The following is a 16,689-nucleotide window of genomic DNA, read 5'->3' on the forward strand; positions in this document are numbered from 1 at the left end:
GAGTAACCTGTGTCACATCAGGACTGGATGCAGGGCAGTCGTGCCCGTCGTCCAACGCGACAGGAGATCCCCATGGCGAGTTCCAAGACGATCACCGTCGAAGTCGATGATGTGAGCTACACAGACGAAGTCGAGCCACGATTGCTGCTGGTCCAGTACCTGCGCGAACGGCTTGGCAAGACCGGCACATTGATCGGCTGCGACACTACCAACTGCGGCGCCTGCACCGTCCATCTGGACGGAGTCAGCGTCAAATCCTGCACCATGTTCGCGGTTCAGGCAGACGGCCACAGCGTCACCACCATCGAAGGCCTGGCCCGGGACGGCAAACTCGCCCCTCTCCAGCAAGCCTTCCACCAATGCCATGCGCTGCAATGCGGCTTCTGCACGCCAGGCATGATCATGCAGTCGGCGTCCCTCCTCGCCGAAAACCCGCACCCCACCGAGCAGGAAATCCGGGACGGCCTCGAGGGGAACCTCTGCCGGTGCACCGGATACCAGAACATTGTTGCTGCGGTGCAGGCCGCCGCTGACGGAACGGTTTCTTCCGACAGCGACGCGACAGAAACGGCAGGTGTGGCATGACCATCGCCGAAGTCGGCAGGCCCCGCCTCCGCAAAGAAGACGCCCACCTCATCACTGGACGCTCCAGGTACACCGACAACATGACGTTGCCCGGCATGCTCCATCTGGCCATGGTCCGCAGTCCTTTCGCCCACGCGAAGATCAGCTCGATCGACACCTCCGCCGCGAAGTCCTCACCCGGCGTCGTCACCGTGCTTACCGGAGCCGATGTGGCCGCTGAACAGGGCAGCCTGCCCAACGTCTGGCCCGTCACCGCCGAGCAGAAAGCGCCTGGCTTCCCATCGATCGCCGTCGACGAGGTGGCCTTCGCCGGCGAGATAGTGGCCTGCATCGTTGCCCGCAGCGCCGCCGCGGCGCGAGACGCCGTCGAACTCGTGGACGTCAGCTATGACGAACTTCCGGTAGTCCTGGATCTGGAAGAGGCATTCACCGACAAGGTGCTGGCCCACTCCACCTTGGACTCCAATCTCTCGGCGACGTGGGTGTTTGACTCGGGCGAAGCCGGCACCGGCAAGCCGATCGCCGAGGCGTTGGCGAACGCCGAAGTCCTCATCGAACGCACCTTCTATCAGCAGCGCCTCATCCCGGCCTTCATGGAACCGCGCTCGATCGTGGTTGACCCGACGAGTGAGCAAATCACCATGTGGTCGTCCACGCAGATACCGCATATCCTGCGGCTGATTCTGGCACTGACGCTCGGCCTCCCGGAAAGCAAGATCCGTGTGATTGCCCCCGACGTGGGCGGCGGTTTTGGCGGAAAGCTGACGGTGATCCCGGAAGAGTTCATCACCCTCATGGCAGCCCGGCGGGTCGGCAAGCCGTGCAAATACACCGAAACCCGAAGCGAGTCCCTGCAGTCCGGTCATCACGGCCGGGCCCAAGTGCAGAAGGTGAAGCTCGCGGCCACGAAGGACGGGATTGTCACCGGGCTGGACATCCAGTTGCTGGCGGATATGGGCGCCTACCTGGGCATTATCGGCTCGGGAGTCCCGATCCTGGGCGCCTTCATGTACAACGCCATCTACAAGTTCCCGGCCTACCGTCTCGAATGCAACAACCTCTTCACCAACAAGGCGTGGACGGGCGCTTACCGCGGCGCAGGCCGTCCGGAAGCCACTTTTGCGATCGAGCGCTTGATGGATGAACTCGCCGTCGAACTGGGCATGGATCCCTTGGAAGTGCGGAAGAAGAACTGGATCAACCACGAAGAATTCCCCTTCACCACGGTTACCGGTCTCGAATACGACAGTGGCAACTACGAGGCGGCCACGGCGAAGGCCCTGGAACTCTTTGGCTACGACGAGCTCCGGGCAGAGCAGGCCAGGCGCCGCGAAGCCAACGATCCCGTCCAACTCGGCATCGGCATCTCCACGTTCACCGAAATGTGCGGCCTGGCTCCGTCCCGGGTGCTTGGCGCGCTCAGTTACGCCGCAGGCGGCTGGGAGCACGCCCAGGTGCGGGTGCTCCCCACAGGCAACGTCGAGGTGGTCACGGGAACTTCCCCGCACGGCCAGGGCCACGAAACCGCGTGGAGCCAGCTTGTGGCTGACAGGCTCGGCGTGCCGTTCGAGAACGTCGAGGTGTTGCATGGCGATACCCAGGTCTCCCAGCGGGGCCTGGACACCTACGGCTCCCGCTCGTTGACCGTCGGCGGCATGGCGGTGCTGGCCGCAGCGGACAAAGTGATCGAAAAGGCCAAGGTCCTGGCAGCGCACATGATGGAGGCCAGCGAAGAGGACATCGAGTTCACGGACGGCAAGTTCAGTGTCAAGGGCACCGACCAGTCCACGGCGTTCGGAGAAGTCGCGTTCGCCGCCTTCTCCGCGCACAACCTGCCAGAAGGGTTTGAGCCCAATCTGGATTCGGATGCCACTTTCGACCCGCAGAGCTTCTCCTTCCCGCACGGCACCCATCTGGCCGCCATGGAAGTGGACACCGAGACCGGGCAGGTCAGCATCCGCAAGTACGTTTGCGTGGACGACGTCGGGGTGGTGGTCAATCCGCTGATCGTGGAGGGCCAGGTCCATGGCGGCCTGGCGCAGGGAATCGCGCAGGCCCTCTATGAGGAGGCCGTGCACGACGACGCCGGGACCCTGGTCACGGGCTCGTTCGTAGACTACCTGGTGCCCAGCGCACCGGATCTGCCGCACTTCACGACGGCGCGCACCGAGACGCCGTCGACGACCAACCAGTTGGGTGCCAAGGGAGTCGGCGAAGCGGGAACCATCGCCTCGACGCCCGCCATTGTCAACGGGGTGCTGGACGCGGTGCGGCACCTTGGCGTGAAGGACATCAAGATGCCCTGTACACCGGCGCGCGTGTGGGCCGCCCTCGAAGAAGCCAAGACCACCGGAGGTGTGCAATGATTCCGAGCGCATTCGATTACGCCGCTCCGGCCACGGTGGCGGAGGCCTTGGGCGTGTTGGCCGACGCGGGCGACGACGTGAAGGTGCTGGCCGGGGGTCAAAGCCTGATCCCCGTGATGAAACTGCGCCTGGCCGACCCGGCTATGGTGGTCGACTTGGGCCGGATCGGAGAGTTGTCCGGGGTGCGCGACGACGGCGATGCACTGCTGATCGGAGCCATGACCACGCACCACCAGATAGCCACTGACCCGCTGATTGCCGAGCACGTGCCGTTGCTGGCCAAGGCCGCGGCGACGGTCGCGGATCCGCAGGTCCGCCACCGCGGCACGTTCGGCGGCGCCCTGGTTCACGCCGACCCGGCGGGCGACATGCCCGCGCCGGTGCTGGCCGCCGACGCGACGTTCATCCTGGCCGGTCCCAACGGGGAACGCCGGGTGGCAGCGGCGGACTTCTTCCAGGGGTACTTCACCACCGCCGTCGACGACGGCGAGATCCTCACCCATATCCGGGTGCCGAAGTACACCGGTTGGGGTTCGCACTATGAGAAGTTCACCAGGGTGGCCCAGCAATGGTCCATTGTGGCGGTGGCTGCGATGGTCCGGGTAGAAGGCGGCACCATCGCCGAGGCCAAGATCGGCCTGACCAACATGGCCAGCACGCCATTGCGGGCGACCGCCGTCGAACAGGCACTAGTGGGCGGCCCAGCGACTCGGGAAGCGATCGCCGCCGCGAGCGCGCATGCCGCCGAGGGGACCGACCCCGCCAGCGACCTCAACGGGGACGCGGCCTACCGCCGCCACCTGGCCGGGGTCCTCACCAAACGGGCCGTCATCGCGGCCGCCGGGCTCTAGCGGAACACGGACGGGAGGCGACGTGGAACTCAAACATCACTTCGTGGTTCCCAGTTCGCTGGAGGACACCTGGCATTCCTTCAACCAGCTGGAAGATATCGCGCCCTGTTTCCCGGGTGCGACCCTCACGTCCGTGAGCGGCGAGCAGTTCACCGGAACGGTCAAGGTCAAGCTCGGGCCGATCGCCATGATCTACACCGGCACCGGTGAATTCCTCGAGCGCAACCAGGAGACGCACACCGTTGTCATTTCGGCGACGGGCAAGGACAAACGCGGCAACGGCACAGCGGGCGCCACGGTAACGGCAGTGCTGACGCCCGACGGCGACGGCACCTCCGTGGACGTAACCACCGATATGAACGTCACCGGAAAACCGGCACAATTCGGCCGCGGCGTCATCCAGGACATCTCGGACAAGTTGCTGGAGCAGTTTGTCCAGTGCGTGATCGGGAAGGCGCGCGGCGGGGCTCCTGGCGATACCGGGCCCGACGCCGGAAGCGCGGCTGCGTCGGCAGGGTCCGGGGCGGACGGGGGTGAGGTCGCTGGGCCCGACGCCGGGCCGGCTGCGGTTGGGCCCGCTGCGGTTGGGCCCGCTGCGCCGGTGGGCGAGCCCTCTGCCGGGGTTCCGACAACACCGGCGGCCGGGCGTCCGGCGGCGCCTGTTTCGGCGGCCGCAACTGCACCCACCCCTCTGCCCGCACAGTACGCGCCGACGGCGGAATTGGACCTGGGCTCGGCCGTCTGGCCAGTACTGGTGCGCCGTTTCAGCCCTGTACTTTGCGCCGCCGCTGTCCTCGCTCTGGTGGTCTGGCTTGTCCGACGATGCGGGAAGGATTGAACGCGCCATCTAAGCCGTGTGGATGGTGGTTTCGGGCGGCGCGGCGCTCTTGCCGCACGCCTCACGGCGTCGATATCATCAAGGTGGGTTATGCAGCTGGCCCTCGGAATTCTTCCATGGAGTGACCCATGACCCGCCCGACTCCCCCCTCTGTCAATTCTTCTCGCGTAGCTGCTCCCGAGCTTGGAACCGCGCTGTGAACGCGCTGCTCACCTCGTGCTTGGAAGGCGAGCTGGACCCAGTCGAAGGGCTTGCGAAGTTGTCCGTCGCGGAGCTCAATTTCTTGGCTGACGCGCTCTTCAGGTTGCTCGACGTCGGGAAGCCCGAGTTCGGGGTCAAGTCATGGTACGACGCGGTCCTGGATGAGCTGGCTGCGCGCGGTGTGCGATCCGCCGTCGAGCGGTCCGCCGTCGACGTTTCCTCGGACTAATCTTCCCGTGCTGCGGCGGCAAGAGGGGCGCCCGCGGTGTCTCCCCCAGGTGCTTGCCGCCCCGCCAGCTCGCGCACGAGTACCTTCAATTCCTGCCTGAACATCGACGTATCGATGGACACCTGGGCGAGGACCTGTTGCTCCGACTCGACCGCCCGCTCAAGCGCTTCTTTGCCGACGTCGGTCAACGAAACGACGTGCACCCTGCGGTCCTCGGAACTTCGACGGCGGCTGATGTGGCCGTGGGTTTCGAGCCTGCTGAGGGTCTGCCCCATGGTCTGGGCCTGCACGCGGACGATCTGCGCGAGCGCGGTCTGAGTGATGGGGCCCGTGACTGCAAGAACCTCGAGGGCGATGACACCGGCGTGGGTGAGGCCGATCTCCCTGAGATTCTCGTCCCAAGCGTGTTCCACCAGCCGGGCCGCTGTAGACAGCAACCGTCCGGTCGGCCAACGCTCAATGTCCGGCATACGACTCATTGTAGCCGCGAGGGGATGTTGTGAGGGTTGGAGGGGTACCCGGGCCTAGTTGCCCTCCAACCCGTAGGCAGACGAAGCGTTCGAATTCGGTAGGCTGAGGCCAAAATTGTCTGCGATTGGGGCTACGGATGTTTGGGCTGAGCGGGTGTCGCCCTTGATTCGGCGAGGCGGAGCTGTTGGGTGGGGCAGGGCATATTTCGGCATGAAGGCGATTGCAGGTTTCTTGTGGTGGGCCGCGGTTTTCCTGTCGCCGGTCGTTCGCGAGGCGACCCTCGGTAACCTCGACCCGGTTGCGGTTGCTGTCTTCGACATTCCTTTGTTCGTCGTGGCTTCGGCCGTGGCGGCTTTTAGCGTAGAGGCTGCCGCGCTGGTGAGTGCCGGCTGGACGGGTGTTGTCGCCGTCGGATTGGCGGTATACGCCACGATCACAGCCGAAGCAGGCTGGGGCGTCCTAAGCATGGGTGCCGCCACCGCAGGTTCGTTGATCGCGCTCTGCCTCGTCTTGCTAGGGCGTGTACCAACCGGGTGGATCATCCGCGGTCCGTTCGCATTCCGTCCCGCAATCCCCCGATCGACCGCCGTCACCCATGTGGTTTCAACCTTTGGGCAAATCGTCCTCTTCTGGGGCTTCTTCCTGGCGGTGATTCCGTTTACCGTCGCGTTTCTCGAACAGCGCTGGGCGGTGGTGCTCCCGTTTCCTTCGTTTGCCGCTCCTGTGGGTGTCGCGGTTCTGGTGCTCGCCAGCGCCCTTGGCATCTCGTCGGCCGTAGGGATGTCGACGCTCGGAGATGGCACGCCGCTGCCGTCGGCAATGCCCAACCAATTGGTGATCGCAGGTCCGTATCGCTGGATACGTAATCCAATGGCGGCAGCGGGCATTCTCCAGGGCGCCGCTGTCGGTGTCATCCTGCAATCATGGCTGGTGGTGGCTTACGCCGTCGCGGGCTCCCTGGTGTGGAATTACGTTGTGAGGCCGCTTGAGGAAGCTGACCTGGAGGAACGGTTCGGTGAAGAATTCCGTCAATACCGCGATGCCGTGCGCTGCTGGGTACCTCGGATATCGAGGGCTTCATCTCAGGAACGATGAGTGCACACATAAGTCTCTTCGAAGGTTGTCGTTCCTCAGTCTCGCTCGCTCGGACCGAGAGCCACCGCCCCAATATTGTCTCGCAATAACCTTATTATTGTGAGACAATATTAAAATGGGGATCAGGTGGGCGGACAGCGCAAACAAACATGGAATTGCCCGCGGGGATGCGTTGCATGCAATCTTGAACCAGATCTACCACGTTGAAGAGTTCGATGAGCCGCGTGTGGAATCGGGCGCACGTCCGGATCTGTTTATCGGCCCTTCTCGGGACCGCCGGACGATTCTCGAAGTCATGGCAGTCATTACACCGCCTAACGACATCCTGGTCTTCCACGTGATGGAGGCAAGGCGGAAGATACTCGACATTGCCGAGAGAGGAACAACGGAATGAATGAGAAGAAAGCCAAGGGCGGCCAGGACCTGAGCCCGGAGGAACAGGCCCACTTCCGTGCCCTGGGCGAATGGGCGGAGACCGCCGACATAGGCCCTGAGGCCCGCATCACCAAGGCGTCCGGGCAAGGTGCCGGACGCGCCCTGCTGGAAGCAGCCCTGGGCTCCCCCGAGGCAGTAAAGAGAGCCGTCGGCAAACCCTCCCTGAGCAGCAGCGGAACATCCCCGTCCCGGACCATCCGCCTCCCGAAGGACATGGACGCACAATTGGTTGCCCGGTCCGAAATCGAGCACCGCAAGCCGAGCGAAATCCTCAGGGAAGCACTGGCCCAATACCTTGCCAAAGCCTCCTGACAGGCAGACAGCTGATTGACGTGCACCCCGGAGTGCGCGAAAGCCTTGTTCGGGCGGCTTCGGCAATACCGCGATACCGTGCGCTGCTGGGTACCGCGGGTCTCGAAGGCTTCACTTGAGGTTGGCTGCTCCGTAGGCTAACCGGGCCCGGTAGTCGTAGATGACAACGCTGCCGAAAGCGGGCATCTTGGCCCACTCTTGGCTGCCTATTTGATACTGCTGGTCTCCTTGGCTACTTTTTAGCGCACCCAGCTCATACATAGCGGTCGACGTGAGCCCGAGTTCGCCATTCGCGCAGGGACTCAGCGTCCCGGGACTGAGGACCACCTGGAGGTCTTTGCTGTTTTCGGTCGTAAAGTCCCTCAGATCCAGAATTGCTCCGGAATCCGTCACGCGTAGGGTGGCTGTTCTGTACTCCCAGGAATGACGAATTCGTCCATGAATTCTTCCGTAAGGATGATCTCACCACCAGTATGGTGGGTGCATAACGCAACCACTGATCTGAAGGGACCTTCACCATGGCTGTTCGAGTTGACCTGAATATCTCGCTGGATGGTTTCGCCACGACCACCGACGCAACTCCGGAGAATCCATTCGGTTCGGACTGGGCCCGGCTCGTTGACGCATATACGTCCACGCGTACATTCCGTGAGCGGGTCTTGCATGACACGAGTGGAGAAGGAACGTCCGGCGTCGACGACAAATACGCCGCGGCCTACTTCGAGGGGGTCGGTGCTGAGATTATGGGTGCCGGCATGTTCGGGTTCCATAACTTCCCCGACGACCCCGAGTGGAAGGGCTGGTGGGGCGACGAGCCGCCCTTCCGCGTCCCGGTGTTCGTCCTCACTCACACGCCCCGCCCTGACATCACGATGGCCGGCGGTACGACCTTCCACTTCGTCAACACCAGCCCCGAAGAAGTGCTTGATCGAGCGCTCAGTGCAGCTGGCGAAAAGGATGTGCGTATCGGAGGTGGCCCTACCGTTGTGCGCGATTACCTCAGTGCCGGACTTGTCGATCGGCTGCACGTCGCGATCACACCGATCCTGCTCGGTAGCGGAATACGGCTCTGGGACGATCTCCGGGGGCTGGAAAGCGATTACACCGTCACGTCAGAGACCGCTGAAAGCGGCATCATCCACGTCACCTTCCGCCGATAACCATCACACGGGATCGTCTGAGTGCGGCTACTCTCGTTTGAGCGTGAGCGCCAGGCTGGGAACCGCGAAGGACAAGAGAAAGATCGGCAGGGGGCTCTTTCCGCTGCACCGGAATCTGGCGATTTCGTCCTCGGCGACGTCGAAAGTCTTGATCCTGCTCGAATTTCGGCCATTTCGGACTTGCAGGGTGTGATGTCCGGGCTCCACCGTGATGTCGATTGTCTTGTTCATTTCGACAGTCCCGGCAGGTTTCCCGTCGACTATGGCCTCGTACGTGCCGCGCCGGACTTCCACCCCGATGGCCTTGTGCGTCAGCTTGAGTGTTGCAGACATTCTGATCTCCTCTTATGTCCTGGAAGGGCCGGTCGGCCAGCCAGCGGCGGCGAGCCGTCCGCCGTCGTACTTCTGTGCTGATCACGTTATTGCTTTAGCGGCGCGAGCTGGATTTGCTTCGCGAGCGCGTAAGCGGTGGGAAGATCGCTGTCGCTTTCGACGAACACTCGGCCAATGACGAGCGCGGAATGGGATGGCGAGGAAATCTGCGTCATCCCATTCGGTACGGTTCCCTTCCAGCCGGGCCCGCTGAGGACGTAGTCTCCGGCGTTGGTTCCCGTGGTGCGTTTGCCGACGTAGGCAAAATTGGTGCTTTTCGAGGGGTCGGTGAACTGCACGCTGAAGTAACGGCCGGACATGTCCGGTACGTGCAGGATTTGCGGCCCTTTGCTCAAGTCGAGCCAGCCGCCGATGTAGAGCAAGTCGTCGGCCCCGGTTGCCATAAGGCTCCCGCGCGACGTCGCCGTCGACGGGGACGAGGTGCCGGGCACGGCGTACAGCGTGTTGACGGGGATCGGGCCCTCCCCGAATCCGTGCTTGAGTATCGCCCTCTTGTACCCGTTGACTGTGAGTCGCGGCCAGAGGTAGATGAAAGCCGGCGCGCCGAGCCCCCATACGATGACCGCCACAATGACGAGGGGAACGATTCCGTCCCCGTTGGCTATCCGCCGGTAGATGACCCAGGCGAAGATGGCCAGTATGACCGCGGTAAGGGGCCGACCGTACTTCAGGATGAGTCGGTTCATCTCACTGCGCCCTGACAATGCGCGGCAATTGGTACGTGCCGTCGAGAATTGCCGCGCCCGGCAGATACACGCGGAACATCAGCTTGAAGTTCCCCGGCGGAATGGGCAGCCAGTTCTGCTCGTGGCCGCTCGGAGCCTGACGCTGGAGATAAATATCGACCGAACCGTCGGCATTCTGTGCCAGAGCGGAACGGTCGCCAACGCTGTAGCGATTAGCGGGATTTTCCACCATGTACCCGACAGTATCGGTCGGAGTGAGCGACCAGAAGGCATCATGCGGCGGAAGTTTCCCAGGAGGAAAATGCAGGACATATCCATTCCCGCCGCTCAGCGTTTGCCCTGAGCCATCCACAGTGGCGGTCCAATACGCGGCCTCTTCAAACACGTTGACGACGGGCAAGGCCTTGGCGCAAGCGGCCCGAACGAGGACTCCGTTGCCAGGCTGGCCGCACTTGCGGATAGCACTCCACCCGTTGACAGTCGTTGTGACGGCCCGGCCCACGGCATTCATCACGAGGATCGCCGTCAAGAAGGCAAGCACGGCACCGAGAATCAATCCTTGCACCACACCGGACTGCGAGAACCACACGAGGGCATTTGCCATAACCGCAAACTACCACTGGGCTATGGGGTTGGGTGTGACTCGGCGCAGCGACGACGCGGGTACCAACCAACAAATCCCATAGGACGACAATCCGCCGGCCCCACCACCGGCGACGACACGGAGTACCGTCAACTTCTCGAATGCGTTGTTTCCTTCAGTCCTCGGGGACAATCGGAATCCCCAGCTCCATACTGACGGCGTCATCGATGGTTCTGAAACTCTGGAGGCCTAATTCCCCCACGGGTTCCGCGGGGCATGGAAGGTCGTTTCCCAGTTCGTCGAAGTACTTGCGGAAGAAAGAGTCGTAGAAGCAATGCTGGGGAAGGATGTCACCGGATTCAAAAGGCAGGTGCGCGATCGTTTCCAGGTAACCTCGCGACCACGGCAAGAGATTGGTCATCATCGGAGGGACCAACAAGCGGTCGCTCCTTAGTTCCGAACGCTCGGGAAGATCCTTCGAAGCGGACCGGATCTTGAAGACGTAAATCAGCTGTGACGGATTCCGGCCCCCGACCATTGCCGAAGTACTGACCACCCGGCCGAAGGAATACTTATCGTCAGGCATCTGCAGCACAAAAACATCACCCGGCAGCGGTCTTTTCCTCGAGGGTTTGAGTATGCGCATATTGGTGTGTACAGAACCCATTAAAGACCTTCCCCTTCAACCAAGCCGCACCCCAGGCCAACGCTTCTTGGTAGAACGGCGACATCATGGGGAAAGCCTAATATCGAACTGCAAGCGCCTCGCCGTATGCGCAGGCTAATCGGAGTCCGATTGGACTGCTTTGGGTTCAGTCCAATCAAGCGCGGCCACGAGGTGGCTCTCGTCGGGAAGGAACTGTTGCTCGGCGGTGGGCAGCTTGTCGTAGGTGTAGGCTGCCACGGCCATGGGCGACGTTGAACGGCCAAGGGTGTACCTGACACTCCGGTCGTTGAGCTCTCCGGCAAACTCTGGCTGGAATTTGCCGGTCTTAAGTTCGATGACCACGTAACGGGTCAACCGCTCTAGGGTGGTGCAGGTGCCGCTCTAATCGCCCTCAACGATCGGTTTTCGGCGGAAGAGTCAGCTGCCGAGTGAGCGCCCTAGGCGCCGTCCCTCGAAATCGTATTCTTCGCGATAGCCGCTCACGGTTTCAGCGATGAGCGACAGGTCCCCGAAGGTCGTGTGCCGCCACGTATCTCCCTTGGCTAACGGGTGAATGACTGCCCCGTTGGGCAGGGAGATGGCAATTGCGCTCCGCTGCGAGTCCGCAAGAAACACAACACTTTGATCAACATCCGGCCATTCGTTGATAGCGTCATCGAAGTAGACGCATTCGAGATTCGCAAGGAAGCCGTCGGCGTCTGTAAATGCAATGACCTCGCGCGGCACTCCGTCATTGCGATCGATCTCCTGAAGCCTAACTGGCAGGAAGGTTGACTCCACCACAGCGGGCTCAGCCAATGCCCGATCAATGATTGGAGTGATTGACGGGCATCCGCATGTGCAGTTCCGCTCGGTACCCACAATGTGTTCGACCTGAGAGCGGAGTTGAGTTGCGCCCTGGAAGTCCATTTGTAAAAGGCGACTGATCACCTTGCGCTCAGTATCAGAAAGCGGTCGCATTCCTCAAGCCTGCCAATTTCTCACCACGCCCGCAACCAGCACCACGGCAATCCAGTTCCTTCACCGCAAACGCTTCTCCACTCAAACCAGAACGCGCTCACGCGCCTCGCTGAGGGCTAAACAGAAGACCCGGCTGGGTGAAGTTGCCGCCTTGGAGGAATCACGGCGACACATCAGAGGGAAACAGAGACAAGCGGCGCAAATCAGCGAACGCCTCCGAGCGGGTCCGAAGTTGACCGGCGACTATCGGCACCGTCCTTATGCGGCCTAGGCCAGTTCCCGACGCCCAACAGACCGGCCACTAGTGCAGCTAAATCTGTTTTGATCCATGTGGAAGAACAGGATGTCAACGTAGTAGTCGTCGCCGTCGACATCGAAATGGACCTGCCGGCCAACGAATGCAAACCCAGGTCCAAGTTCCCGCAGGGTTTCGTGATCCGGTTGATCAAGTCCATTTCCAGTTCCCGTTCAGCGACTTCGCCGGACAAGCTCAGGAGTTCGAAGTTGTACGGATCTTTCGCGATCTGTTGCGCAAAATTGGACGGCGCCGCGCCTGTCCGTTCAAAGGTCCGGTTCAAGATCATGTTCAACAGGACATTTCTCGACCACCGATGCTGGACGGCCGCCGCAGCATAGGAAACACGATCTTCCCGTGCGCAACCTATCCAAAGGGACGGTGACATGGCCACACTGCAATTGCGCAACAAGCTGTTGCGTAATTGGCTTCCTGCCACGCGCCCGCAAATGTTGTATGCACTGGATGTTGCGCGGCGAAAGGCCCTTAATCTCGGGGAAATCCGCACGCGAATCGGAGAATGGACGATTAATTACCGCTCCCCCAGCCGTGCTTCTCCTGCTGCAGTCTGACGACCTGATCGATGGCCCAATACGGCTCAATCAACTGAGTATTAACGGTCCGCAAGACTTTGTTTCGTGCGGTCCGGAAAGCACGGGGTCGTCCGCTTTGTCCAGCAGAGGCGCAGTCCTAGCCGTTCGAATTCCCTATCGCCCCCGCGCAGAACGACGCCGGTACCAGGCAACAAAGCCCCACAGCGCAACGATCAAACATACGGCAGCCACAATCCCCCGCCACCAAATAAAAGGTTGCCAAAGCCCGAATATCAGGGCCCAAACAAGGAGAACGCCACTCACGTCGAGTCGTGGGGCTCGGATCTTCACGGAGGCTCTCCTTCTTCCATCTGTCTCTGTCCAGGAGCGCAAGCGCCAAAGACCAAGAATACTTTCCCAACGGCCCGACGTCGGACGCGGACCGAACGCCCCGTCGCCGGAGCGCGACGCGGACCGAACGCCCCCCGACGTCGGAGCGCCCCGCGGCCCCCCGCCCCGTCGCCGGAGCGCCGCGAGACGCGACCCCGTTGCCCACACCAAATCCCAGTGACACCACCGCGGCTGACGGCCATACTGGGAGCATGAGCGTCAACACCCGCCGCACAGCGGAAGGCGCCGCTGTTGCCACCCCGGCCCCCACTGCCCCCGCTGCTCCGACAGAACCAACCGCACCGGCCTCTCCAACAACCGGTCCCATCACCCGCGAAGAACTGCAACTTGCTTCGCGCAACCACGCCATGCCGTTGGAAATGCTCCGATGGCCCGTCACCCCGCTGGGCATGCACTATCTCCTGGTCCATTTCGACGTCCCCCGGATCGATCCCGTCTCGTGGCGGCTGAATATCGGCGGGCTCGTGGACCATCCGCACGAATACACCCTCTCTGACCTCCAGCACCGCGAGCGCCGCACCCAGGCCGTCACGATGGAGTGCGCCGGCAACGGCCGCTCGCGGCTGGAACCGCGGCCTGTGAGCCAGCCATGGGACCAGGGTGGTGTGGGCACCGCAGAATGGACCGGCACCCCGCTCGCTCCGTTGCTGCTCGACGCCGGCGTCTCACCGGACGCCGTCGAGCTCGTCTTCACGGGCGCGGACCGCGGGATCCAGGGCGGTAAGGAGCATCAGTACGCGCGCAGCCTGACTCTCGCGGAAGCGATGTCCGACGACGTCCTGCTCGCCTACGAGGTCAACGGCCAAGCCCTGCCGCCGCAGCATGGCTACCCTGTCCGTTTGCTGGTTCCGGGTTGGTACGGGATGACGAGCGTCAAATGGCTGCAATCCATCGAGGCAATCGACCACAGTTTCGACGGCTACCAACAGCTTGACTCCTACCGCTACACCCAGGACGCAGACGATCCGGGCGAACCCGTCCAGCGGATCAAAGTCCGCTCCCTGATGGTTCCCCCTGGAATTCCCGATTTCCTCACGAGGCAGCGCACGCTCGACGCAGGACCGGTGCTGTTGAGCGGCCGGGCCTGGTCCGGGCAGGGAACCGTGGACAGCGTCGAAGTCTGCGTGGACGGGGTCTGGGAGCAGGCCCAACTTCACGCTCCGGCGGGCCGGCATGCGTGGCGCGGATGGACGTTCACCTGGATCGCAACGCCCGGTTCCCACGAGTTGGCGTGCCGTGCCACGGATTCCATCGGGCAGACCCAGCCCGAGACCCCGGAGTGGAACTACCAAGGCATGGGAAACAACGACATCCAACGGCTGACCGTAACGGTCCGGGAGTAAACGGGCCGGGCAAATGGGCGCCACTTCCAAGAACACCGCCGACTACGAATTCCGCACCGTCTGGCGCGTCGCGGGGACCCCGCGTGAGGTCATGGATATCTTGGGCGACGCCGGAACGCTGCCCCGCTGGTGGCCCTCGGTGTACCTGAGGGTTGTTCCGCTCGATCCGGGAAATGCGGACGGTACAGGCAAGGCCTTCTCCCTCCACTCCAAGGGTTGGCTGCCCTACACGCTGCGCTGGAGGTTCACGGTCACCGAACCCATCACGGAGCGCGGTTTCGCGATCGCGGCGAACGGCGACCTGCGTGGCACCGGGCGCTGGACTTTCGAACAGGACGGCCCGGAAACGGTGGTCAGCTACGACTGGCGGGTCAGTACTTCGAAACCGCTGCTCCGACGGCTAAGCTGGCTGCTCAAGCCCGCTTTTGCCGCGAATCACCATTGGGCGATGGCCCGCGGCCAGGAGAGTCTCGCCCTTGAATTACGACGACGACGTCCCGGCACGGACCTCTCCAAGGTCCCCCGCCCCGCGCCGCCTACGTTTGCAAGCCGTTACCGTTGGCCAAGGAGTACAACGCATGCCTGATGACAACAAAGACGAAGTCCGCTGGTTGGCGCAGCCCGAGGACCAGGACTATCCGAGCGCGGCCGACTATTTGTCCCTATTGGAATCCGACGACGTCGTTGCCACCATCGTCGCGGCGCTCAAGGACGCGACCATCCAGCACCGCAAGGCCAAGGACATTCTCCGGGCCGCGCGGCTAGCGCTGTTGCCCGAGGACAACGCCCATGTGGCCTCGGACCTGAAGAAGATCAAGGAAGGCAAGAAGCTCTCGCCGATCCTCATGGTCAAAGGCGACCTGGCCCGGGGCATTCCCGCGCAGGTGGCCGATGGCTACCATCGGGTGTGCGCGAGCTACTACACGAACGAAAACACCGACATTCCGCTCAAACTGGCTGATGCGCCCCGGTAACCCCCGCTAACCAACCGCAACGCCGGTAGAAGGAGGAACGTGTGTCGTTCTTTCAGCTTTCGCTGATCGCCACGGTCGCGCTCCTCGGGCCGTTGCTCGCGCTGCCCCGGAAATGGCACCTTCCCGTTGTCCTGGGACAGTTGCTGGCGGGCATCGTCATCGGACGCACAGGCCTGGGACTGGTTGATTCCTCGAATCCCACCTTCACGTTCGTGGCCGACGTCGGATTCGCCCTCATCATGTTCGTCGCCGGGACGCACGTCCCCGTTCGGGACAAAGCCATCCGCCCCGCCCTGGGTAGCGGCGCCCTGCGCGCGGGCGTCGCCGCGGTGCTGGCCGCCGTCGTCGGGATCGTCATCGCTTTCGCCTTCGGGACCGGACATGCTCCCCTCTACATCGTGCTGCTCGCTTCCTCCTCGGCGGCACTGGTCTTGCCGATCGTCGACTCGCTTCGGCTGACAGGGCCGAAGGTCCTGACGACGACGGCGCAAGTGGCGATCGCTGACATCGCCTGCATTGTGGCGCTTCCGTTAGCCGTCGACCCGCCTAACGCTGGCCGGGCAGCGGTGGGGGCAGCCGTCGTCGCGGCTTGCGCGTTGGTTTTGTTCTTCGTACTTCGCTGGCTGGAGAACAGCGGCAACCGCGGACGGTTGCATGACATCTCCGAAGACCGGAAGTTCGCCCTGGAACTGCGGATCCAACTAGCGTTGCTCTTCGCGCTTTCAGGGCTTGCGGTCCTCGGACACGTCTCCATCATGCTGGCCGGGTTCTCCTTCGGCCTGGTGGTCTCCGCGGTGGGCGAACCCCGTCGCCTGGCGCACCAGCTCTTCGCCGTGAGCGACGGTTTCCTGGGGCCGGTCTTCTTCGTCTGGCTGGGTGCATCGCTCGACCTGAGGACCCTCGCAGGCAGCCCGAGAATGATCCTCCTCGGGATCTGCCTTGGCTTTGGAACGCTGCTGGTCCACGGAAGCATCCGGGCCCTCGGCCAGCCCCTGCCGCTCGCAGTACTGGCCTCGTCCCAATTGGGAGTGCCGGTTGCCGCCGCCACCATCGGCTCCCAATTGCACTTGCTGGAACCAGGAGAAGCCGCGGCGATGATCCTTGGTGCCCTCATCAGCATCGGGGCAAGCACCATCGCGGGCTCGCGCGCGGCACGCAGCTTCTCGCAGGCCGCACCAGGATCGGCAGGCGAAGGGCCAGCGAGCGGTGGGCCGGCAGACAAGGGCCACGCCGGCAAAGGCCCGGCAGGCAAGCCCTCCGAAGGCGGTCCCGCGGTGACCGCCTGATCCCCGAACCCGCGG

23 protein-coding genes are annotated in these 16,689 nt (G+C 62.9%); 14 read left to right on the forward strand and 9 right to left on the reverse strand.

Features of this window, described 5'->3' with window-relative positions; all coding sequences use genetic code 11:
* Positions 1-72: 72 nt before the first annotated feature.
* From ACSBOX_RS19020 to ACSBOX_RS19040, 5 genes are all read left to right on the forward strand, one after another.
* Positions 73-585 (forward strand): (2Fe-2S)-binding protein, encoded by a 513-nt coding sequence (locus ACSBOX_RS19020; protein WP_442543861.1) that lies wholly within the window; start codon positions 73-75, stop codon positions 583-585.
* Positions 582-2,951: a xanthine dehydrogenase family protein molybdopterin-binding subunit gene (locus ACSBOX_RS19025; RefSeq protein ID WP_442543862.1), complete on the forward strand. Its 2,370-nt coding sequence runs from the start codon at positions 582-584 to the stop codon at positions 2,949-2,951. The genes ACSBOX_RS19020 and ACSBOX_RS19025 overlap by 4 nt, the downstream gene beginning before the upstream one ends.
* The gene (locus ACSBOX_RS19030; RefSeq protein ID WP_442543863.1) at positions 2,948-3,802 is read left to right on the forward strand and encodes an FAD binding domain-containing protein; all 855 of its coding nucleotides are present in this window, start codon (positions 2,948-2,950) and stop codon (positions 3,800-3,802) included. The genes ACSBOX_RS19025 and ACSBOX_RS19030 overlap by 4 nt, the downstream gene beginning before the upstream one ends.
* A gap of 22 nt (positions 3,803-3,824) precedes the next feature.
* Positions 3,825-4,640: an SRPBCC family protein gene (locus ACSBOX_RS19035; protein ID WP_442543864.1), complete on the forward strand. Its 816-nt coding sequence runs from the start codon at positions 3,825-3,827 to the stop codon at positions 4,638-4,640.
* A gap of 196 nt (positions 4,641-4,836) precedes the next feature.
* Positions 4,837-5,070, forward strand: coding sequence for a hypothetical protein (locus ACSBOX_RS19040; RefSeq protein WP_442543865.1), 234 nt, complete (start codon positions 4,837-4,839; stop codon positions 5,068-5,070).
* Here ACSBOX_RS19040 and ACSBOX_RS19045 read toward each other — a convergent pair.
* Entirely contained in the window at positions 5,067-5,540 is a 474-nt protein-coding gene (locus ACSBOX_RS19045; protein WP_442543866.1) for a MarR family winged helix-turn-helix transcriptional regulator, read from the reverse strand. The genes ACSBOX_RS19040 and ACSBOX_RS19045 overlap by 4 nt on opposite strands.
* 211 nt (positions 5,541-5,751) lie before the next feature.
* On the opposite strand from ACSBOX_RS19045, the gene ACSBOX_RS19050 reads away from it, so the two are divergent.
* The 3 genes from ACSBOX_RS19050 to ACSBOX_RS19060 all read left to right on the forward strand — a co-directional run bounded on the left by ACSBOX_RS19050 (position 5,752) and on the right by ACSBOX_RS19060 (position 7,383).
* Complete coding sequence (locus ACSBOX_RS19050; RefSeq protein WP_442543867.1) at positions 5,752-6,636, forward strand: methyltransferase family protein; 885 nt, start codon at positions 5,752-5,754, stop codon at positions 6,634-6,636.
* Positions 6,637-6,820: 184 nt separating this feature from the next.
* Positions 6,821-7,030: a hypothetical protein gene (locus ACSBOX_RS19055; RefSeq protein ID WP_284988712.1), complete on the forward strand. Its 210-nt coding sequence runs from the start codon at positions 6,821-6,823 to the stop codon at positions 7,028-7,030.
* Positions 7,027-7,383 (forward strand): hypothetical protein, encoded by a 357-nt coding sequence (locus ACSBOX_RS19060; protein ID WP_442543868.1) that lies wholly within the window; start codon positions 7,027-7,029, stop codon positions 7,381-7,383. Before ACSBOX_RS19055 ends, ACSBOX_RS19060 begins: the two co-directional genes overlap by 4 nt.
* Before the next feature lie 111 nt (positions 7,384-7,494).
* Here ACSBOX_RS19060 and ACSBOX_RS19065 read toward each other — a convergent pair whose 3' ends face one another.
* A complete protein-coding gene (locus ACSBOX_RS19065; RefSeq protein ID WP_442543869.1) occupies positions 7,495-7,776 on the reverse strand; it encodes a DM13 domain-containing protein in 282 nt (93 codons plus the stop codon).
* Between the two features lie 125 nt (positions 7,777-7,901).
* Between ACSBOX_RS19065 and ACSBOX_RS19070 the strand changes: the two genes are divergently transcribed.
* Positions 7,902-8,543 (forward strand): dihydrofolate reductase family protein, encoded by a 642-nt coding sequence (locus ACSBOX_RS19070; RefSeq protein WP_442543870.1) that lies wholly within the window; start codon positions 7,902-7,904, stop codon positions 8,541-8,543.
* Positions 8,544-8,570: 27 nt separating this feature from the next.
* On the opposite strand, the gene ACSBOX_RS19075 is transcribed toward ACSBOX_RS19070, so the two are convergent.
* The 7 genes from ACSBOX_RS19075 to ACSBOX_RS19105 form a co-directional block, all read right to left on the reverse strand.
* On the reverse strand, positions 8,571-8,876 hold the full coding sequence (locus ACSBOX_RS19075; RefSeq protein WP_442543871.1) for a hypothetical protein: 306 nt from the start codon (positions 8,874-8,876) through the stop codon (positions 8,571-8,573).
* Between the two features lie 86 nt (positions 8,877-8,962).
* Complete coding sequence (locus ACSBOX_RS19080) at positions 8,963-9,622, reverse strand: DUF1254 domain-containing protein (protein WP_442543872.1); 660 nt, start codon at positions 9,620-9,622, stop codon at positions 8,963-8,965.
* Between the two features lies 1 nt (position 9,623).
* The gene (locus ACSBOX_RS19085) at positions 9,624-10,226 is read right to left on the reverse strand and encodes a DUF1214 domain-containing protein (RefSeq protein WP_442543873.1); all 603 of its coding nucleotides are present in this window, start codon (positions 10,224-10,226) and stop codon (positions 9,624-9,626) included.
* Between the two features lie 154 nt (positions 10,227-10,380).
* Entirely contained in the window at positions 10,381-10,791 is a 411-nt protein-coding gene (locus ACSBOX_RS19090; protein ID WP_442543874.1) for an Imm26 family immunity protein, read from the reverse strand.
* Positions 10,792-10,986: 195 nt separating this feature from the next.
* Positions 10,987-11,214 carry a hypothetical protein gene (locus ACSBOX_RS19095; RefSeq protein ID WP_442543875.1) on the reverse strand — a complete coding sequence of 76 codons (228 nt, stop codon included), beginning with the start codon at positions 11,212-11,214 and terminating at the stop codon, positions 10,987-10,989.
* A 75-nt stretch (positions 11,215-11,289) separates the two neighbouring features.
* Positions 11,290-11,832, reverse strand: coding sequence for a hypothetical protein (locus ACSBOX_RS19100; RefSeq protein ID WP_442543876.1), 543 nt, complete (start codon positions 11,830-11,832; stop codon positions 11,290-11,292).
* Between the two features lie 267 nt (positions 11,833-12,099).
* Positions 12,100-12,258 carry a PDDEXK nuclease domain-containing protein gene (locus ACSBOX_RS19105; RefSeq protein ID WP_442546068.1) on the reverse strand — a complete coding sequence of 53 codons (159 nt, stop codon included), beginning with the start codon at positions 12,256-12,258 and terminating at the stop codon, positions 12,100-12,102.
* Between ACSBOX_RS19105 and ACSBOX_RS19110 the strand changes: the two genes are divergently transcribed.
* The 5 genes from ACSBOX_RS19110 (at position 12,231) to ACSBOX_RS19130 (ending at position 16,674) form a co-directional block, all read left to right on the forward strand.
* Entirely contained in the window at positions 12,231-12,512 is a 282-nt protein-coding gene (locus ACSBOX_RS19110; RefSeq protein ID WP_442543877.1) for a hypothetical protein, read from the forward strand. The genes ACSBOX_RS19105 and ACSBOX_RS19110 overlap by 28 nt on opposite strands.
* A gap of 750 nt (positions 12,513-13,262) precedes the next feature.
* Complete coding sequence (locus ACSBOX_RS19115) at positions 13,263-14,414, forward strand: sulfite oxidase (RefSeq protein ID WP_442543878.1); 1,152 nt, start codon at positions 13,263-13,265, stop codon at positions 14,412-14,414.
* A gap of 13 nt (positions 14,415-14,427) precedes the next feature.
* On the forward strand, positions 14,428-15,000 hold the full coding sequence (locus tag ACSBOX_RS19120) for an SRPBCC family protein (RefSeq protein WP_442543879.1): 573 nt from the start codon (positions 14,428-14,430) through the stop codon (positions 14,998-15,000).
* Positions 14,993-15,388, forward strand: coding sequence for a hypothetical protein (locus tag ACSBOX_RS19125; protein WP_442543880.1), 396 nt, complete (start codon positions 14,993-14,995; stop codon positions 15,386-15,388). Before ACSBOX_RS19120 ends, ACSBOX_RS19125 begins: the two co-directional genes overlap by 8 nt.
* A gap of 41 nt (positions 15,389-15,429) precedes the next feature.
* Positions 15,430-16,674 (forward strand): cation:proton antiporter, encoded by a 1,245-nt coding sequence (locus ACSBOX_RS19130; protein ID WP_442543881.1) that lies wholly within the window; start codon positions 15,430-15,432, stop codon positions 16,672-16,674.
* Positions 16,675-16,689 lie beyond the last annotated feature (15 nt).

The organism is Arthrobacter sp. KN11-1C (assembly GCF_052180225.1).
Classification (GTDB): Bacteria; Actinomycetota; Actinomycetes; order Actinomycetales; family Micrococcaceae; genus Arthrobacter.